Source organism: Nitrospirota bacterium, assembly GCA_020846775.1.
Taxonomy (GTDB): Bacteria; Nitrospirota; 9FT-COMBO-42-15; order HDB-SIOI813; family HDB-SIOI813; genus RBG-16-43-11.
On record JADLDG010000091.1, the window covers coordinates 17,774 to 36,196 of the forward strand.

The 18,423-nt window shown below is 45.6% G+C and carries 18 protein-coding genes; 4 read left to right on the top strand and 14 right to left on the bottom strand.

All coding sequences use genetic code 11. The features are described 5' to 3' along the window. Positions 1 to 36 precede the first annotated feature (36 nt). The 7 genes from tilS to ccsB form a co-directional block, all read right to left on the bottom strand. Positions 37 to 1,467 (bottom strand): tRNA lysidine(34) synthetase TilS, encoded by a 1,431-nt coding sequence (gene tilS / locus IT392_11020; protein MCC6545008.1) that lies wholly within the window; start codon positions 1,465 to 1,467, stop codon positions 37 to 39. Then, entirely contained in the window at positions 1,464 to 2,411 is a 948-nt protein-coding gene (locus IT392_11025) for a bifunctional riboflavin kinase/FAD synthetase (protein MCC6545009.1), read from the bottom strand. The genes tilS and IT392_11025 overlap by 4 nt, the downstream gene beginning before the upstream one ends. Positions 2,412 to 2,415: 4 nt before the next feature. Beyond that, positions 2,416 to 3,396: a porphobilinogen synthase gene (hemB, locus tag IT392_11030; protein ID MCC6545010.1), complete on the bottom strand. Its 981-nt coding sequence runs from the start codon at positions 3,394 to 3,396 to the stop codon at positions 2,416 to 2,418. Between the two features lie 71 nt (positions 3,397 to 3,467). Next, positions 3,468 to 4,247, bottom strand: coding sequence for a uroporphyrinogen-III synthase (locus tag IT392_11035; protein ID MCC6545011.1), 780 nt, complete (start codon positions 4,245 to 4,247; stop codon positions 3,468 to 3,470). Positions 4,248 to 4,289: 42 nt separating this feature from the next. Further along, positions 4,290 to 5,213, bottom strand: a complete 924-nt coding sequence (gene hemC / locus IT392_11040; GenBank protein ID MCC6545012.1) for a hydroxymethylbilane synthase — start codon at positions 5,211 to 5,213, stop codon at positions 4,290 to 4,292. A gap of 200 nt (positions 5,214 to 5,413) precedes the next feature. Beyond that, complete coding sequence (locus IT392_11045; protein MCC6545013.1) at positions 5,414 to 6,718, bottom strand: glutamyl-tRNA reductase; 1,305 nt, start codon at positions 6,716 to 6,718, stop codon at positions 5,414 to 5,416. A 20-nt stretch (positions 6,719 to 6,738) separates the two neighbouring features. Next, positions 6,739 to 7,554 (bottom strand): c-type cytochrome biogenesis protein CcsB, encoded by an 816-nt coding sequence (ccsB, locus tag IT392_11050; protein ID MCC6545014.1) that lies wholly within the window; start codon positions 7,552 to 7,554, stop codon positions 6,739 to 6,741. Positions 7,555 to 7,625: 71 nt separating this feature from the next. On the opposite strand from ccsB, the gene IT392_11055 reads away from it, so the two are divergent. Next, entirely contained in the window at positions 7,626 to 8,741 is a 1,116-nt protein-coding gene (locus IT392_11055; GenBank protein ID MCC6545015.1) for a hypothetical protein, read from the top strand. Positions 8,742 to 8,797: 56 nt separating this feature from the next. Here IT392_11055 and IT392_11060 read toward each other — a convergent pair whose 3' ends face one another. From IT392_11060 to IT392_11075, 4 genes are all read right to left on the bottom strand, one after another. After that, entirely contained in the window at positions 8,798 to 9,124 is a 327-nt protein-coding gene (locus IT392_11060) for a hypothetical protein (protein ID MCC6545016.1), read from the bottom strand. 35 nt (positions 9,125 to 9,159) lie between these two features. Continuing rightward, entirely contained in the window at positions 9,160 to 9,459 is a 300-nt protein-coding gene (locus tag IT392_11065) for a hypothetical protein (GenBank protein MCC6545017.1), read from the bottom strand. A gap of 123 nt (positions 9,460 to 9,582) precedes the next feature. After that, on the bottom strand, positions 9,583 to 10,986 hold the full coding sequence (locus IT392_11070; protein ID MCC6545018.1) for a HAMP domain-containing protein: 1,404 nt from the start codon (positions 10,984 to 10,986) through the stop codon (positions 9,583 to 9,585). After that, a complete protein-coding gene (locus tag IT392_11075; GenBank protein ID MCC6545019.1) occupies positions 10,952 to 11,659 on the bottom strand; it encodes a response regulator transcription factor in 708 nt (235 codons plus the stop codon). Before IT392_11075 ends, IT392_11070 begins: the two co-directional genes overlap by 35 nt. A gap of 108 nt (positions 11,660 to 11,767) precedes the next feature. Here IT392_11075 and IT392_11080 point away from each other — a divergent pair, with 108 nt between their 5' ends. The 3 genes from IT392_11080 to IT392_11090 all read left to right on the top strand — a co-directional run bounded on the left by IT392_11080 (position 11,768) and on the right by IT392_11090 (position 13,634). Continuing rightward, entirely contained in the window at positions 11,768 to 12,541 is a 774-nt protein-coding gene (locus IT392_11080) for an ABC transporter ATP-binding protein (protein MCC6545020.1), read from the top strand. After that, the gene (locus IT392_11085) at positions 12,541 to 13,254 is read left to right on the top strand and encodes an ABC transporter ATP-binding protein (protein MCC6545021.1); all 714 of its coding nucleotides are present in this window, start codon (positions 12,541 to 12,543) and stop codon (positions 13,252 to 13,254) included. The genes IT392_11080 and IT392_11085 overlap by 1 nt, the downstream gene beginning before the upstream one ends. A gap of 179 nt (positions 13,255 to 13,433) precedes the next feature. Then, a complete protein-coding gene (locus IT392_11090) occupies positions 13,434 to 13,634 on the top strand; it encodes a cold-shock protein (GenBank protein MCC6545022.1) in 201 nt (66 codons plus the stop codon). 77 nt (positions 13,635 to 13,711) lie between these two features. On the opposite strand, the gene IT392_11095 is transcribed toward IT392_11090, so the two are convergent. The 3 genes from IT392_11095 to gyrA are packed head-to-tail and all read right to left on the bottom strand — an operon-like array spanning position 13,712 to position 18,252. Next, on the bottom strand, positions 13,712 to 15,217 hold the full coding sequence (locus IT392_11095; protein ID MCC6545023.1) for a leucyl aminopeptidase: 1,506 nt from the start codon (positions 15,215 to 15,217) through the stop codon (positions 13,712 to 13,714). Positions 15,218 to 15,236: 19 nt separating this feature from the next. Beyond that, positions 15,237 to 15,872 carry a septal ring lytic transglycosylase RlpA family protein gene (locus tag IT392_11100; protein MCC6545024.1) on the bottom strand — a complete coding sequence of 212 codons (636 nt, stop codon included), beginning with the start codon at positions 15,870 to 15,872 and terminating at the stop codon, positions 15,237 to 15,239. Continuing rightward, on the bottom strand, positions 15,856 to 18,252 hold the full coding sequence (gyrA, locus tag IT392_11105) for a DNA gyrase subunit A (protein MCC6545025.1): 2,397 nt from the start codon (positions 18,250 to 18,252) through the stop codon (positions 15,856 to 15,858). Before gyrA ends, IT392_11100 begins: the two co-directional genes overlap by 17 nt. Positions 18,253 to 18,423 lie beyond the last annotated feature (171 nt).

The following is an 18,423-nucleotide window of genomic DNA, read 5'->3' on the forward strand; positions in this document are numbered from 1 at the left end:
CCTTCCATCCTTTCTGTTTAAAACTTACATTTCACTCTATGCCGCAATTTTTTCGGCCCTGACTTCCAGTACCTTTTCCGTTGCCTGCGTCACCCCGAATCTTTCATCCATCCTGTATCCGGCAACCCACATGATACCTTCGGGTGAAGTAAGTATCGGTATCCTCTCTTTGTCTTTTCGGGATATTTTTAAATCAATAAAATATTCTTTTATCTTTTTTCTCTTTCCCCCCATTCCCTGCGGGCAAAAGAAATCACCTTCTCTGCGGTTTCTGACAATCAAGGGTTCCGTAAATTTATTAATATCAAAATATGCAGTATCTCTGCCGGTCTCTGCCTTATCCTGCGTACCTCTCTTCGGAAAAAGAGACGATCGTATTGTAGTGTTAATTTTTATACCGGCCTCATGCACTATAGTATCTCCGGGAATTCTTACTGTTAAAGCATATTGTGGAGTTGATATAACCGATGACTGTAAATATATGCTGAATAAATCTCCTCTTCTCTCAGCCACTACTCCGGCAGGTAAATTAATTTCCCCCGACCTGTTATGATACAACAGTGAAAGGGCCTCTTCAACATGCTGAAAGGATAATGCAATACCCTCTGACCCCTTAAGAAATTCTACGGCACATCTCACCAATCTTCTTTTTACCGGTTTTTCACAAGCGTTAAACCTCTTGACATCAAACTGTATAATACCATCTGCCTGATTTTTTACTACATCCCGGAACATTGTCTTAACATAATTCTCAAGAAATATGTCCTCATCCCTTAATACATTTAAACTCCTTATGATTGTATTCATGATATTAGGATTATATTCCTTTGCAAGATAAGGTATGAGTTCCAAGCGGATCTTGTTTCTAAGATAAACCGGGCTCAGGTTAGAGGAGTCAATCCTGCAACGTATATTATAAGAGGATAGGTACTCACTGATCTCTTTCCGAAGGACCCCGATAAGGGGCCTTATGATCATCCCCCTGACAGGCGGGATACCGGAAAGACCATGAGACCCTGAGCCCCTGAGGAGCCTCATGAGGAATGTCTCAGCCTGGTCATCCGCAGTATGACCAAGGGCTATCCTGTCTGCCCCGGTCTTATCAGATGCGGAACTGAGGAATCTGTAACGCACCTCTCGTGCAGCCTCCTGTTTTGATATACGCTCTGCCCTGGCATAGGCAGGGATATCCGAATATTCTGCAATAACCGGTATGCCAAGCGAATCTCCCATATCCTGAACAAACCTGGCATCGTCCTCCGCCTCTTCACCCCGGAATCCATGATTCAGATGAGCAATATTAAGGGAGAGGTTATTTTCATCCTGTAATTCCTTTAATACATGGAGGAGACAGACCGAGTCAGGACCTGAGGAGACGGCTACAAGCACGTTATCGCCGTATTCAAGCATTTTGAAGTGCTTAATCGTTTCCCGGACTTTTTTTATCAGGGCATTCTCATTGCTCATTGCTTCTTCATTCTCATTGCTTCTTCTATCAACACTTCCTTTGCCCTTATAACATCATCCTTTATCTGTTGTATTAACTCTTCCTCGTTATCAAATTTCTTTTCATCCCTGATTAATTTAACAAACTGAACCGTCAGGTGCTCGTGGTATAGTTCTCCGTTGAAGTCAAAGAGAAATACCTCTATGCCAATCTTTTCTCCGGCAAATGTCGGCTGATTTCCTATGTAACATGCACCGTCTAAAACAACGTGCCCCCGTAAGACCCTGACTGCATAAATTCCGTTTTTTGGAATCGCCTCATAAACAGTATAGATGTTTGCCGTAGGGTAGCCTAATACCACCCCGCGGTGATGACCAGGCATAACTACGCCATTTATTGAATAGTCTCTCCCCAGAAGACCTGCTGCCATGTCAACCTCACCTTTAGAGAGGTGCTCCCTAATCCTTGAACTGCTGACCCTGTTCCCGCCGATTTCAACAGGGTCTACCACTTCGACTTCAAAGCCCAGCATCTTTCCCTTTTGACGCAGATAGTTAATATCCCCTGTCTGACCTTTTCCAAACCTGTAGTTTGCCCCGACAATAATGACCCTTGCACCGATCTTATTGCAGAGAATCTCCTCTGCAAATTCATCAGGAGATTTTCCGGCAAATTCAGGAGTAAACTCAATACAGATTACAACATTGATACCATACGACTGAAAAAGTTCTATCTTTTCCTGAAGGGATATTAATTGACACGGCGCCTTGTCCGGTCTTAACACCTTTGCGGGGTGAGGCTCAAAAGTAATAACAACGCTGACGGCATTTATCTCATCGGCGCGCTTGATTACCCTTTTCAGGAGTTCCTGATGCCCAAGATGAACCCCGTCAAAGTTTCCTATTGTCACGACCGTATTGTCGAGACCATTAGGAATAGCGGCAATACCCCTGATAATATTCAATTAATTATTTATCCTCCCGTAATACAAGCGCTGCATCTTTGGCAAAATAGGTAAGTATTATATCTGCTCCCGCACGCTTTATAGAAATTAGCGTTTCCATCATCGCACGGGACTCATCAATCCATCCGAGCCGTCCAGCGGCTTTAACCACGGCATATTCCCCGCTGACATTGTAGGCCGCAACAGGTATATCCCACCGCTCCTTTATTCTGCATACTATATCAAGATATGGAAGGGCTGGCTTGACCATAACTATGTCTGCCCCTTCTTCAATGTCAAGGGCGATCTCCTGCATGGCCTCCCTCGAATTTGCCGGATCCATCTGGTACGATCTCCTGTCGCCAAACTGAGGTGTTGATTCCGCTGCATCTCGGAAAGGTCCGTAAAAGGCCGATGCGTATTTTGCGCCATAAGCCATAACTGGAATATTCTCAAACCCTTCTTTGTCAAGGGACTGCCTGATACTTGATACCCGGCCATCCATCATGTCCGACGGGGCAACAATATCAGCGCCTGCCTTCACATGCGATACAGACTCTCTTGACAGTAGTTCCAGAGTAGGGTCATTGAGCACCCGGCCATCCTTAACAACACCGCAATGTCCGTGACTTGTGTACTCGCACAGGCAGACATCAGTTATAACTATAAGGTCAGGTATGTTATCCTTGATTGCCCTGACCGCCTGTTGAACAATCCCGTCGTCAGCATATGCCTCTGACCCTGTCTCATCCTTGTGATCAGGTATGCCAAAGAGGATCACCGCAGGTATACCAAGTGAGTTGACCTCTTTTGCTTCGCTAATAATGTTGTCTGTGGACAATTGAAAAACCCCGGGCATGGAATTTATCTCACGCTTAACATTGCGGCCATGAACTACAAAGAGCGGATAGATGAGATCATCAACCGAGAGCCTTGTCTCCCTGACCATCCGTCTGTGAGTCTCAGTAGCCCGCATCCTTCTGAGACGGGTCTTTGGAAATGCCATGTAATTACCTCCGTTATCCCAGGGTAGTCCTAATATACTTCCCTCTGTCATCCTGTACTTGTTTCAGGGTCTCAAAACTTAGCATAATGCCTTGCAATCGCCCCTGCCAGATCAGCCACTGTATATCTGTCCGGAATAATATCAACATTCAGGCCGTACTTTCTTACAGTATCTGAGGTTACGGGGCTTATGCACGCAATTTTGACTCCTGTCAGGAGCGATTTATAGTGATCCAGGCCTATAATCTCAAGAAAGTTTTTTACACACGAGCTGCTGGTAAATGTAACTACATCTATTTCCCTGTCTCTTAACATAGTCTTTAATCTCAGTGCATCAGTATCAGGGCGTACTGCCTTGTAAACAGGGATAACGTCTACATGCATCCCCATTCTGATAAGTTCTTTAGGCAAGATATCCCTGCCCACCTGTGCCCTTGGTAAAAGTACATTTTTTCCCGGGCTTCCCATCTCTATAAATCCATCAGCCACTGCCTCCGCACGAAACTCTTCAGGTATGAAATCTACCTCAAGCCCGTGTGATTCAACCACCTCTGCAGTTTTAAGACCAATAGCACAAATCATTATGTCATTTAGTGTTTCACTTAAATCTTTTTTAAGTGCAATCAATCTATCCGTAAAGGAGATGACACCATTTACACTCGTGAATATAATCCAATCGTATGTCTTAATCTTTTCTATTGCCCTGTCAGCAGCATCCCAGCTATCAGGCGGGGCAATTGCTATCACCGGGAACCTGACAGTCTCAGCGCCAAGAGATGAGAGCATTACAGCAAACTCCTCCTGCTGATCTGACGGCCTTGTAATGACTATTTTTCTTCCTGTTAATTGCATATTACATCACCCAATAATCCTTCTATCGCCGATTTTTCAACGTCAACTATACACTTCCCGCAGGATTTCCTCACCCCCCTGCAGCAGGAGGCTTTCTGCAAGGACTGTCCCGGCGTCTTCGGGATTATCCGTCGTCCCTGACATCTTCTCCCTTACCATCCGCCGCCCATCAACAGAGGCAACGAACCCTTCGATCATAATAGTATCATTACCACTTATAATAGAATATGCACCAATAGGAACCTGGCATCCACCCTCAAGACGCTTCAGGAAGGCCCTCTCAGCCCGAACGCAAATGTTTGTTTCCCGGTGATCAAGCGGGCTTATGATTTCCTTAATTCTATTGTCTGCTTCCCTGTGCTCTATACATAATGCTCCCTGTCCAATCGCAGGCAGGCTGATCGTTTCCGGTAAATATTCCGTAATCCTGTCTGCCCATCCCATCCTGCGAATACCTGCAGCAGCGAGGATAATTGCATCGAATTCTCCGGCCTCAAGCTTTTTTATCCTTGTATCAATATTCCCTCGAAGCGGGTGAATTATAATATCAGGCCTCTGATGAAGCAGCTGTGAGATCCTTCTCAGACTGCTTGTACCAATACGGGCTCCCTTCTTAAGATGTAAAAATCCACTCTCATCCCTTGACAACAGGGCGTCCCGCGGGTCCTCACGTTCAGGGATAACTCCAATACAAAGCCCCTCAGGAAGTATCGCAGGGACATCCTTCATGCTGTGAACTGCAATGTCTATCTCATTGCGAAACAGGGCATCCTCGATTTCTTTAATAAACAGACCCTTGCCTCCAATCTTTGCAAGCGGGACATCAAGTATCTTATCTCCTGTGGTTTTTATCGTTTGTATTGTAATTATTATTCCGGCATGCAGCGCCTCAAGCCTTGCTTTTATATGCTCTGCCTGCCATACCGCAAGTCTGCTTCCCCTGCTGCCTATCCTGATTTCTTTCATTCAAAAACAACCTTTCAAATCCCCCCTGACCCCCCTTTTCTAAAGGGGGGAATCTGATTTCCCCTTTGAAAAGGGGGGCTTCATTTCCCCCTTTGAAAAAGGGGGATTAAGGGGGATTATTTTCATGCGCCTTTGCGAGCCCGCACTAACGTTTATTCACCATCATTTCTCATTGCTCATTGCTTTCCACTCATTGCTTTTTATACTCCGTCATCCTCTCCGTTCTCCTCAGCCACCCTGACCTCAAGGTTAAATATCTTTTTTATCGTCTCTGCATACAAAAGGCCATTGCTCGAATCAGCTTCTGATTTAAGTGTTACAAGCGGACCATGCAGTATCTTACTAACAATCATATTCGTAAGACCGTCAACAGCTGCTATCTCTTCCGGAGTGAGTGTACGAAGTCTGTCTGAGACCCTTTCCATCTCCCTTTTCCGTATCTCCTCAACCTTATCTCTGAGGGCAACGATGGTAGGCACAACCTCAAGGGATTTAAACCACTTTGTGAAGGTCTTAACCTCTTCCACAATTATTTGTTCCCCTTTATCTGCCTCATCTTTTCGCGTCCTGCGATTTGCCTCAACTACCGCCTGCAGATCATCAATGTCATATAGAAATACATTATCAATCTTATTGATAGCCGGGTCAATATTTCTCGGGACGGATATATCTATAAGAAATATAGGACTGTTTTTCCTCTTATGAATAATATCCTGCATATGCTCAGCCCTGATAACATAATCCGGGGCGCCTGTTGAACATATTACAACATCTGATTTGCTCATTTCCTCTAAAAAATATTCAAACCTTACAGCCCTGCCTTTATATGTCTGTGCAAGAGTAAGCGCCCTGTCATAGTTTCTCGTTGAGACCACTATCTCTCTGATGCCGCTGCTGACAAGATAATTTGCTGCAAGCTCACCCATCTCACCTGCGCCGACCAGCATCCCCCTCTTATCCCTTAAACTACTGTATATCTTTTTGGCAAGCTCAACTGCGGCAAAGCTTATAGACACTGCATTTTCAGCTATCTTAGTCTCAGTCCGTACCCGTTTTGCCACAGATATGGACTTTTTAAACAGCTTATTTATGATCGCACCGGTCGTCTTGTTAAGAAGCGCCGTATCAAAGGCATCTTTTACCTGTCCAAGGATCTGCGGCTCCCCCACTACCATGGAATCAAGGCTTGAAGCAACCCTGAAGAGGTGTTTTATGGCCGCCTCATTTTTATTAATATAGAGGTGTTGTGAGATGGATTCCAGAGGCAGGGCCGTCTGATATGAGTGCAGAAAATCCTTGATCCGCGCGATACCGATCTCAGACTTGTCAACTATAGCATAAATCTCTACACGGTTGCATGTGGAAAGAATAAGACATTCACTGATATTTTCATATTCCCTGAGCCGTTTGATCCCATCTGACAGCATCTGACCTGAAAATGACAGTTTCTCCCTGACTTCAACCGGGGCCGTATTATGACTAAGTCCAACTAATATGATGTCCATAACAATTTAATGCACACCCTTTATAAGAAGGCGTGCCTCCCCTGAAGGAGAAAGTTTACCCCTGCAAAGGTAAAGATCACACCGGCAAACCCTATTATTGCCAGATAGGCCGCCTTTCTGCCGCGCCATCCAACTGTAATCCTTCCATGAAGCATCGCAGCATAAAAAAGCCATATTATCAAAGACCATGTCTGTTTGGGGTCCCAGTTCCAGTAGGTACCCCAGGCATATTCAGCCCAAATCGAGCCTGTGATAATGCCGATGGTAAGGAGAGGAAAACCGAAGGATATGGCTCGATAATTAAGGTTATCCAGCATATCAAGGGCAGGGAGTTTAAAATAGAGGTTATTAAACCTCTTTGATTTAAGAAACCAATCCTGTAAAAGGTACATTACACCGGCAAGAAATGCCACAGAAAACGCCGCAGCGCCCATTATTGCGAGGATGGTATGAATGCCAAGCCAGGCACTCTGCAACTGAGGATCGAGCATCTTTATCTTCATGGGAAGCGTGGCAGAAGAGATAAGTGATATAAAAGTTACAGGGAGAACGAATGAGCCGAGGACATAGATCCTGTACTTGTACTCTATTAGAAGAAAGGCAAGGACAAGCGCCCATGAGAAGAAGGCCATAGCCTCATGCAGGTTTGTTATAGGTATATAAGCTGCTTCTGCTGTCCGAATTATAAGTGCGATTGTATGGACAAGAAAGCCCAGGCCTGTCAGGGCAAAAGATAAGCGTGGCGGCCTTGTCTTCCTGCTGTAAAGAAAGTAGAGAAATGATGCCATTCCAAGGAAATATAAACCGAGGGCTGCTTTAAAAAAAAAGATGTTCACCATGTTCAAGTAGTTTAACTTTATTGTAGAATGTGTGTCAAGGATTGTAAAACAGCAGATTAAACGTAATAATGAATAAGAAAGAACTCCATACCCTTGCTGCAAATGTGGCCAGGCTCTCGAATCTCCTTACGAGAGAACGTGAAATACTTCCGCTCCCCTATCTGGAGGATAAAGGCCTGCGGGATGCATATATCCTCTATTACGTCCCGGCAAACATGTATAAAGTTCATATCCCCCTCAAGGAACTGTCCCTTCATCCGTCAGGGATATTTCGGAAAAACACATTACGAATCCTCGATCTCGGTTCAGGTCCCGGAACAGTTATCCTCGGTGTCATGGACTTCTTCTCTTCTAAAGCAGACAAACCATCCCTTGAGTTCACAGCAGTTGACTCGGTTGAAGAAAATCTGAGGGATGCTGAGAGGTTATTCAGAACTTTCAAGGAACAAACCCTGGTAGACGCCAGTCTATTGGCCATAAGATCAGAGATCGGGAGGACAAAGGCCCTTCCGGAGGGCCCTTTTGATATGATCATCCTATCCAATGTACTGAGCGAGATATTTCTTCCGGATCATGATAGGATTGCATATAGGGGGAGGATCAATTTTCGGATCAACCTGTTAATATCTCTGATAAGGAGGAACCTTGCCAGTAACGGGAGCTGCATCATCATCGAGCCTGCCCTCAGGGAAACGTCACGGGAACTGCTGGAAGTCAGAGACGGCCTTATCAGAGAAGGTCTTCATGTCTACTCCCCATGCCTTTTGAGCGATCCGTGCGCTGCCCTCACCAATCCTAAAGACTGGTGCCATGAAGACATACCCTGGGAACCACCGGCGACCATACGGGAAATAGACAAGTTGACTGGCTTAAAAAAAGACTCACTCAAGTTCTCCTATCTCATTATCAGAAATGACACCCTCTCCATCGGCGACATCTGCGGTACCAACTCCTACAGGGTTGTAAGCGAAGCGCTGATATCAAAAGGAAAGGTCGAGTATTATCTTTGCGGCTCAGGCGTCAGACGGCTTACTGTAAGACTGGACAAGGATAAAAGCAATGAAAATGAACCATTTTCAGGCCTGAAACGGGGCAACACCGTTTGGTTCAAGTACCTGATTGATGAAGGAAAAAGACTGAAGGTGGTGAAGGAAACAACAGTCCTCACCAACCCCTCTCTCTGAGAGGAGAGGAATTGATGAGGGAGACTCTCTTACTGTAAAATAGTGACCTTAAGCATTTACCTGCTTTTTTTAGGCTTTGATAGAACAGGCGACTTTTTGGGAGCCAGTCTCGCCTGAAGTCCTTCCTTTTCCTTCTGAAGGATTGTAATCTCTTTCTCTGACTGTGTAAACTTTTGATTAAGAGATTCATTTTCAACTTTTAACTGATTGAGCTGATCAGAGAGTGTTGTCTTTTCCTGATTCGCCTTCTCCAGCTCCCTTACGATCTTTTCATGCTCAGACTTCGGCACCCCGCACCCAGCCGTAGACATGGTCAACACTCCAGTCATTAACATCGCCATTAAAATCCTGCGCCACATAATCATCCTTTCTGAAGCTGCCATGCCCACTTCTGTTGGATGCGGATTGAAGCTAACCGCTATTTCTTATCCATCTTCTCATCCTTCTTTACTTCATTTTTCTCTTCTACCTTAATGGATTTGGCATGTCCTTTAGTTTCATTCACCTCGACAGCAGCGCCAACCTTCACATCTCCGGTCATTTTTGTAGAAGCGTCAAAGTGGACCTTATGTTCCTTACCCTTAGCGTCTTTTATGAAGTAAAATGAACCCTTCTCATCAATCTTCTCCACAGTACCCTTGACCTCTGCCGCAATGCTCAGACTTACAAAGGAGAGGACAGCAACCGCCATAATCATACCCTGTAATATGCGTTTCATATATTAATCACCCCCTTTCTCTTTTATTTCTCGTTGAAGACTGTTTCATAAGTGCCTGCCTTCACAATTTATAAAGACTACACTAAAAAGATTAAAGGAATATTAATAGGAAATTAGAAGATTTTAATCTTTTAGAGGAAATGTCACGGTGAACCTGCTCCCCTTGCCAACCGTGCTTTCTACCGACAATTTACCCTGGTGGGCCTCGACTATCCACTTGCAGAGGCTAAGCCCAAGTCCATGTCCCTGGTTTGAGCGTGACTTATCAACCTGATAGAACCGGTCAAAAATGTATGGAACCTCATCTTCAGGAATGCCGCATCCGGTATCGGCAAAAGAAACTAAAGCCACGGTATCTCTTTTGCAGAGCGATAGCGCCACATCTCCTCCTGCTGGAGTATAAACAATGGCATTCTGTACAAGGTTCAGCAATAGTTCCCTTACGAAAAGGTCGTCTCCCAATATCAGGACAGGGCCGTTTGTATCTAATGTCATATGAACATTCTTCTCCCGGGCAGGGATTCGGAGTTTATTATAGACATATCTCAGCAGGTCCTCGACATCAAGCTCAACTTTTTTGAGCTCAATCTCCCCCCGGTCTGCCTTTGAAAGGAACAAAAGCCTTTCAACAATCATTTCCATCCGGAGGATCTCTTCGAGATTGCTTTCGAGTGTCTCTTTGTACTCGCCACCACTTCGCAATCTCCTCAGACTGAGCTCAGTCTGCCCCCTCAGAATTGAAAGCGGGATTCTGAGCTCATGAGAGACATTTTCACTGAAATCCCGGATCTGCCGGAAAGATGTTTCGAGCCTTATGATCATTTGATTAAAGGCGGCCGTAAGGTCTCGTATCTCCCGGCTGGTCTTATCTGATACTTCTATTCTATGCTGCAGATCACCGGAACTTATTGTATGCGATGCCCTGATCACGGTATCCAGCGGTTTCAGCGCCCGCTTCGTAAGTATCCATCCCCCTCCGCCAAGGAGTATAGTAGTTGCCGGGATGAAGAGAAGATTCAGGAGCAATATGTTTTCCAGGGTTGTTTGAATATCATGAAGGGAACTTCCTACCTGTATAATGTAGACCAGTTTGTTCCTGTTAAATATCGGCTTGGTAAGTACACGCATGGAGGTGAGGCCTTCCATTATAGAAAGCGTGGTCAGACTCATTTCCCTGTGGTATATTTTTCCCCACATCTCTTCTGTAACAGGAAATCTCTCGGCCTCAGATATTGACGAGCTGAAAATGATTGCCCTGGAGGGATCATAGACCTCTATGAGTATCCCCTTTAACTCAATATCAGGATACTCCTTATTCATTCTTTCTACAGCTGACTGGACATCATCTTTTGCAGGAATCCTCCTTGGGATTGAGGAATCGAGGACATCGGCAACCACCTTCAGGGAGTAGTCTTTCTGACTCTGCAAGATACGTTTATATCCGGTATATCTTATCCCGGTAAGAATACTCAGAACAACGACTACCAGAATGCTAAACCATATGGCCAGTTTGGTCCGGATGGCCATTAAAATCCTCCCGCAACATATAACCGACACCACGGACCGTCTGAATCATTTTATTCGGCTTTCCCTTGTCAATCTTGTTGCGCAGGTAGGTAATATAAACATCAATGACATTTGTCTCTGTATCGAAATCAATATTCCAGACATGTTCGGATATCATAGTGCGGGTAAGTACCCGGTTTGGATTCCGCATGAAATACTCGAGGAGGGCATACTCCTTGTTTGTCAGATCTATCCTCCTGGACCCGCGGTAAACCTCATGTTTTACCGGATTTAACATCAGGTCTGCGACACTGATAACCTCTGCATGCTCCGGGGGGGGGCGTCTGAGCAGTGCCCTTACGCGAGCCAGAAACTCCTCAATGGAGAAGGGCTTTGTCAGATAGTCATCCCCACCATAATCAAGGGCCATGACCTTATCCCTGACTGCATCCCTTGCCGTAAGCACAAGTATAGGTATCTGACACCTTTTTTTCCGGAGGTCCCTGATGACATTCAGCCCGCCCATCTTAGGGAGCATCAGATCCAGAATAATCAGGTCGTAGTTATAGGTCCCGGCGAGATCCAGGCCATTCTCGCCGTCAAATGCCTGGTCTACCGCATACTGTTCTTCTTCGAGGGCCTGACGAAGAAAATTAGAGACCTTCCTTTCATCTTCCACAATTAACATCCTCATAATAAAAATTACCGTAGCAGGATCACTATTTGCTGTCAAGCAGACCAGAGAGCGTAATGGTCACAAGGCTATTTACGAAGTTGTCAAACTTTAATACAATACATTGACATGAAACCACTCCTCGAGGCAAAAGGTGTTTCAAAATATTTTGGCGGTCTTAAGGCATTGGATGGGGTGGTGCTGGATATAGTTCCCGGCGAGATCATAAGCCTGATCGGCCCTAACGGAGCTGGCAAGACAACTTTTTTTAACTGTATCACCGGCCTTGTGTCTCCTGACGAGGGTGAAATATGGTTTAAAGGGGAAAAAATCAGCAGACTGAAGCCCCACCAGATCACAAGACACGGGATAGCCAGGACGTTTCAGAACCTGCGGCTCTTTGCTGAGATGTCAGCGCTGGAAAATGTAATGGTAGGCGGATTCTGCAGGACTAAGGGAAGTATCGCCGGCGCTATATTTCGGACCCGAAACACTGTTGAGGAAGAGCGCCGGCTTTCATCAAAGGCTATAAGACTGCTCGAATTCGTTGGCATCGGTGATCAAACCGGGAGCTGGGCGAGGAATCTCTCATATGGAGACAGGCGGAGGCTTGAGATTGCCCGGGCCCTTGGCAGTGACCCATCACTTCTTCTGCTTGATGAACCTGCTGCAGGATTGAACCCGAGTGAGTCCAGACAACTCATGGAAATCATAAGGCTGATACGTGACATGGGGATCACAATACTCCTTATTGAACATGACATGAAGGTCGTTATGGGTATTTCCGACCGTGTTGCCGTCCTTGACTATGGGGTGAAGATAGCAGAAGGTTGCCCGGCTGATATACAAAAGGACCCGGCTGTGATAGAGGCATATCTGGGGAAAGAGGAAGGCTATAACTGATGCTGCGTCTGGAAAACGTTCACGCCTCATATGAACTGATTGAGGTACTCAAAGGGATCTCCCTGGATGTCAATAAAGGAGAGATCGTTACAATAATCGGTGCAAACGGCGCAGGCAAGACTACCACACTGATGTCCATATCAGGAATTAATAAGATTTCCAGGGGACGCATTTCATTCGAAAATAAATACATATCAAACCTGATGCCTCACAAAATTGTGGAGCTTGGGATTTCTCACGTCCCTGAGGGGAGGAGGATTTTCCCGCGTTTTACAGTCCTTGAGAATTTGGAGATGGGGGGCTTTTTGTGCAGGGATAAGAAAGAATTAAAAGGACGTATTGATATGGTCTACAGTCATTTCCCGATACTCTCTGAACGCAGAAGTCAGTATGGGGGGACACTGAGCGGAGGGGAACAGCAGATGCTTGCAATAGGGCGGGCACTCATGTCAAACCCAGTGCTTCTTCTTCTTGACGAACCTTCACTGGGATTAGCGCCTATGGTAGTCTCAAAGATCTTTGAGATAATACGTAAAATTAATGGAGAGGGTGTTACCATCCTCCTCGTTGAACAGAATGCGAGGGCAGCCCTCATGCTGGCGAACAGGGGATATGTTATAGAAACAGGAACAGTTATACTTTCCGATGATGCAAGGGCGCTTATATCAAACAAAAAGGTAAGGGAGGCATATCTGGGAGAGTCCGGGTCATAAAGCTTTTTTAAAGGATTTTTTCCTCTTGACGATAATATTTTATTATGTTAGATTGTTAACGTTTTAAAGCATAAGAAGTGGTAGTTTTGAAGTTATAGTAGGTCGGCCATCGGTAACCGCAGGGGTTTTAGTGGCCTCTGCGGTTTTTTTTATTTCTGTAGAAAAGGAGGTCAGAAGCAATGCCAAGAGGTCGTGTAAAATGGTTCAATGATAAAAAAGGCTACGGTTTCATTGAACAAGAAAATGGCGAAGATGTCTTTGTACATTTTTCAGCCATAACTGAAGAAGGCTTCAAAAGCTTGAGCGAAGGTCAGGAAGTAGAGTTTGAAGTTACATCCGGTCCAAAAGGCGCTCAGGCAAAGAACGTCACTAAAGTGTAAATCCGTAGAATTAAGTGCCCCGCTTCGGCGGGGCACTATTCTTTATCTTATCAACAACTCCCCCAAAAACTGAAACCTTAACAGGCATCTATTAACATCTGCAGTATCAACCTTACTCCGATTGCTGTTGGTCCTGCGGGAACATATGCCCTGTCCTTGTCAATCCATTCTGTGCTGGCAATGTCAAGGTGTACCCAGGGATAGTCCTCAACAAATTTACTTAGAAAGATTGCAGCCGTTATAACCCCGCCTTCCCTTCCACCGGAGTTTTTCATATCTGCCACAGGACTCTTTATCTGCTCAGCATAGTCATCCCATAAAGGCATCTCCCAGACCCGTTCCCAAACCTTCTCACCGGCTGTTTTAGTCCGATCCTTTAAATCCTTGTCATTTCCAAGCATTCCTATTGCATGACTGCCCAGCGCAACTCCACAGGCGCCTGTCAGCGTCGCAATATCTATTATCCACCTTGGCTTATACCTGGTGGCGTAGAAGAGGGCATCACTTAACACAAGCCTTCCCTCAGCATCTGTGCTGATTATCTCTATGGTTCTCCCGCTCATGGAGCGGAGTATATCACCCGGTCGTATGGCAGATCCGCTCGGCATATTTTCCGTCGCAGGGAGCAGCCCTACTACATTCAGCGGCAGCCTGAGCATGGATGCGGCCCTTAATACACCAATCGTCGCCGCGCCCCCTGACATATCATATTTCATCTTACCCATTCCTTCGCTCGGTTTAATAGAAATTCCACCGCTGTCAAAAGTAATGGACTTTCCTACAACAACAATAGGCTTCTCCCCCTTTTTACCGCCATTATATTCGAGGATAATGAACCTTGGCGGTTCCTGACTTCCCTGAGATACGCCAAGGAATGCCCCCATGCCAAGTTTTTCTATTTGAGGCCTCGAAAGTGCTGTATACTTTACCCGGGCCTCTTTCGCCATTTTCTTTGCCGACTCCGCAAGTATCGTCGGGGTCATATCATTGGCAGGATGGTTAATAAGGTCGCGTGCAAGATTAACCGAATCCGAGATGATCCGACCCTTTTCTACGCCTGTCTTAACATCGGCCACCGTCTCTTTCCCTTCATCAACAAAACGTATCTCTTCTATATTTTTTGAATTGCCATTTTCCTTAACCTTGTATTTAGTAAATCTGTAGAGTGCAAGGTTCGCCGCCTCAGACATGGCCGTCGCCGCATCCTCTGCACCAATATGTTCAGTTTCGCAGATGAACGAATTTGTAGATACACCAATCTTCTTTAATCCCATCTCCCTGGCTCGCAGGACTGCACGGCCCATAGCCTTCCGTATCTGTTCCAACCCGGTATTTTCAACTTTACCCAGTCCGCACAAGATAAAGTAACCTGCAGCCGACGTCTCCCTTGCCTCCAGTACCTCTGTCTGCTCGAGTTTGCCGGTAAAAGACTTACGGCTCAATAACTTATCAACTGCGCCGCCCAGCAGCCTGTTCACCTCCGCAGCAAGCGGACTCATTTCCCCCGCATCTTCATATATACCAACAAGTACTGCATCCACACGTTCCCTTAAGACCTGGCCTTCTTTTACAGTGAACCTTATCATAGAGCCTTCATCCCCCTTAATCTTTCCTTGTAATAAACAATTTGAAACCTTCCCCTGAAAGCTTTTCAGCCAGGAGTTCCGCCTCCCGGATATCCTTTGTAGCACCAACCCTTACCCTGTAATATTGTTTATCTTTAGATTCATATGGTGTTACATATACATCTTTATATTTAAGATTCAGTTTATCCTTTAATCTCTGTGCATTCTCTTCCACTTCAAAAGACCCCACCTGTACCGTAAAGTCTGTCAAATTCTCTCCCCACTTCATAACCTTTATCTCAACCCTGGACAATCCCTTCTCCGCCATGCCAATTTCCTTTGCAGCTGAGTATGACAGATCAATAATGCGGCCTTCAACAAAAGGACCCCTGTCATTTATCTTTACAACTACTGACTGGTTATTTTCCAAATTAGTGATCTTTGCGACTGTACCAAGGGGCATAAGTTTGTGAGCCGCTGTCAGGTCATACATGTTGTATATCTCACCGCTTGACGTCGGTTTTCCATGGAAATCCTCACCATACCAGGACGCTATACCCCTTTCCACATACCCGGCTGCATAGGGCTGCCTGCGAGTAGACAGTGCACAGGAGGACACAGTTAAAGCAACAAAAAAAATAAACAGATAGCGTATATTAGACAACCTCTTCATCTTCCCTCTCTGCTAATTTTACTACACCAACAACTTTATCAGTATCTTCTATATTGATGAGTTTTACACCCTGAGTATTACGGCCAATAATAGATATATCTTTAGTCTTCATCCTGATTATCATACCCGCTGAAGTAAGTATCATAATCTCATCATCTTCAGTTACCTGAATGGCTGACATGGCCTTGCCATTTTTCTGGGTGACCTTGATCGTCAGGATACCTTTGCCTCCGCGGCTCTGCATCCTGTATTCCGACAGGTTTGTCCTTTTCCCATAGCCCCGTTCAGTTACCGTCAGGATAGAAGAATTGTCCTGAACTATCTCCATACCCACGACAAAATCATCTTCATCAAGATTAATCCCCTTCACACCCCTGCCAACCCTGCCTATTGTCCTTACATCTTCCTCATTGAAGCGGATTGACATACCATTATGAGTGCTGAGCAGGATCTCCTGATTGCCTGTTGTAATCCTGACAGACCCTAATTTATCACCTTCATCGAGCAGTATTCCTATAATGCCCCCAACCCTGATATTGCTGTAAGCATTAATAGGGGTCTTTTTTATCACACCCTTGATAGTCGCCATTACAATATATTCATTCTCACTGAAGACCTTTACAGGAAGCACAGCAGTAACGCGTTCATCCTTGTTGAGCTGAAGGAGATTTACTATGGCCTTGCCCTTAGCATGCCTCCCGGCCTCGGGCAGCTGGTGTACCTTAATACTATAGACCTTTCCGCTGTCAGTAAAAAAGAATAGGTGGTCATGGGTGGATGCCACAAAGAGGTGTTCAACAAAATCCTCTTCCTTTGTCTCCATCCCTATCTTACCCTTACCGCCCCTCTTCTGGCTTCTGTAAATAGTAACCGGATTTCTCTTGATATAGCCTGTGTTGGATATCGTAATAACCATATCCTCTTCCACTATAAGGTCTTCTATATCAATCTCTCTTGTCTCGGGGACAATCTCAGTCCTCCGCGGGTCTGAATAGGCCTCTCTTATTTGTTTAAGCTCATCTGTTATAATCTTCATCACGAGGGCTTCACTTGCAAGCACTGAATTCAGATATGCTATCAGCTCAATAAGCTGTCTGTATTCTTCTTCAAGTTTTTCGCGCTCGAGACCTGTCAGTCTCTGCAGCCTCATATCGAGAATTGCCTGGGCCTGTATAACCGAAAGGGTAAAGCGCTCGATCAGGGCTCCCTTTGCCTCATCAGGCGTCCTTGATCTTTTTATCAGACTTATTATCTCATCAAGATTATCCAGCGCAATCTTGAGTCCCTCTAATATATGTGCCCTTGCCTCTGCCTTACGCAGCTCAAACTGGCTCCGCCGGACAACCACCTCTCTTCGGTGTTCTACAAAATAACGGAGCATCTCTTTCAGATTCAGCACCCTGGGCTGATTATTTACGAGGGCCAGCATGATGATACCGAAACTGCTCTGCATCTGCGTATGTTTATATAAATGATTAAGGATAATAGCTGACTGCTCCCCGCGCTTTACTTCAACTACTATGCGCATTCCTTCGCGGTCTGACTCATCCCTCACCTCAGAGATCCCCTCAATCCTCTTATCCCTCACAAGACCTGCAATGGTTTCAATCAGCTTAGCCTTGTTCACCTGATACGGGATCTCCGTTACAATGATACTCTCCCTGTCTGTCCTTTGATTTGTCTCGATAAGCGCCCTCGCCCTCATCTGAACAATACCCCTGCCGGTCCTGTATGCATCCCGGATGCCGGTAAGGCCATGAATAAAACCTGCCGTTGGAAAATCAGGGCCTTTTATAACCCCTGACAGCTCATCCACCGTTATGTCCGGATTTTCTATATACATAATCAATCCGTCTACAATCTCACCAAGATTATGCGGCGGTATGTTTGTCGCCATACCTACGGCAATTCCTGACGCACCATTGATCAGGAGATTAGGGACCTTTGCAGGAAGGACTACCGGCTCTTCCATGGAGCCATCATAATTGGGGGCGAAGTCAACGGTCTCTTTATCTATATCAGCCAGCATCTCACTGGTGATCCTGTCCATCCTGATCTCGGTATAACGCATTGCCGCAGGAGGGTCGCCGTCAACAGAACCAAAGTTACCCTGACCATCAATCAGCGGGTATCTCATCGAGAAGTCCTGTGCGAGCCTGACAGCAGTGTCGTATACCGCAACATCACCATGCGGATGATACTTACCTATTACATCACCGACGATCCTTGCTGACTTTTTATACGGCCTGTTCCATGCAACACCCATCTCATGCATGGCAAACAGGACACGCCTGTGAACAGGTTTCAGGCCATCTCTTACATCCGGAAGCGCCCTTCCAACAATAACGCTCATAGCATAGTCAAGATACGAAGACCGCATCTCATCTTCTATACTAACCGGCACCTTCTTTTCACCACCTATTGCCAAGTCATTCCCTCCATGCCTTCACTCGAAATAGCCTTTCAAATCCCCCTGCCCCCCTTTTCTAAAGTGGGGTAACTGCTTTCCCCCTTTGAATAAAAGTGAGTAACTAATTTCCCCCTTTGAAAA

What these genes read in the sequence shown, in the direction of transcription:
- IT392_11060 (MCC6545016.1), bottom strand. Translation starts at nt 9,124, where the DNA reads ATGGCAGCTTCAGAAAGGATGATTATGTGGCGCAGGATTTTAATGGCG.
- IT392_11085 (MCC6545021.1), top strand. Translation starts at nt 12,541, where the DNA reads ATGCTGCGTCTGGAAAACGTTCACGCCTCATATGAACTGATTGAGGTA.
- IT392_11080 (MCC6545020.1), top strand. Translation starts at nt 11,768, where the DNA reads ATGAAACCACTCCTCGAGGCAAAAGGTGTTTCAAAATATTTTGGCGGT.
- gyrA (MCC6545025.1), bottom strand. Translation starts at nt 18,252, where the DNA reads ATGCGGTCTTCGTATCTTGACTATGCTATGAGCGTTATTGTTGGAAGG.
- IT392_11070 (MCC6545018.1), bottom strand. Translation starts at nt 10,986, where the DNA reads ATGGCCATCCGGACCAAACTGGCCATATGGTTTAGCATTCTGGTAGTC.
- IT392_11090 (MCC6545022.1), top strand. Translation starts at nt 13,434, where the DNA reads ATGCCAAGAGGTCGTGTAAAATGGTTCAATGATAAAAAAGGCTACGGT.
- IT392_11075 (MCC6545019.1), bottom strand. Translation starts at nt 11,659, where the DNA reads ATGAGGATGTTAATTGTGGAAGATGAAAGGAAGGTCTCTAATTTTCTT.
- IT392_11035 (MCC6545011.1), bottom strand. Translation starts at nt 4,247, where the DNA reads ATGCAATTAACAGGAAGAAAAATAGTCATTACAAGGCCGTCAGATCAG.
- hemC (MCC6545012.1), bottom strand. Translation starts at nt 5,213, where the DNA reads ATGAAAGAAATCAGGATAGGCAGCAGGGGAAGCAGACTTGCGGTATGG.
- tilS (MCC6545008.1), bottom strand. Translation starts at nt 1,467, where the DNA reads ATGAGCAATGAGAATGCCCTGATAAAAAAAGTCCGGGAAACGATTAAG.
- IT392_11045 (MCC6545013.1), bottom strand. Translation starts at nt 6,718, where the DNA reads ATGGACATCATATTAGTTGGACTTAGTCATAATACGGCCCCGGTTGAA.
- IT392_11100 (MCC6545024.1), bottom strand. Translation starts at nt 15,872, where the DNA reads ATGAAGAGGTTGTCTAATATACGCTATCTGTTTATTTTTTTTGTTGCT.
- hemB (MCC6545010.1), bottom strand. Translation starts at nt 3,396, where the DNA reads ATGGCATTTCCAAAGACCCGTCTCAGAAGGATGCGGGCTACTGAGACT.
- IT392_11055 (MCC6545015.1), top strand. Translation starts at nt 7,626, where the DNA reads ATGAATAAGAAAGAACTCCATACCCTTGCTGCAAATGTGGCCAGGCTC.
- IT392_11065 (MCC6545017.1), bottom strand. Translation starts at nt 9,459, where the DNA reads ATGAAACGCATATTACAGGGTATGATTATGGCGGTTGCTGTCCTCTCC.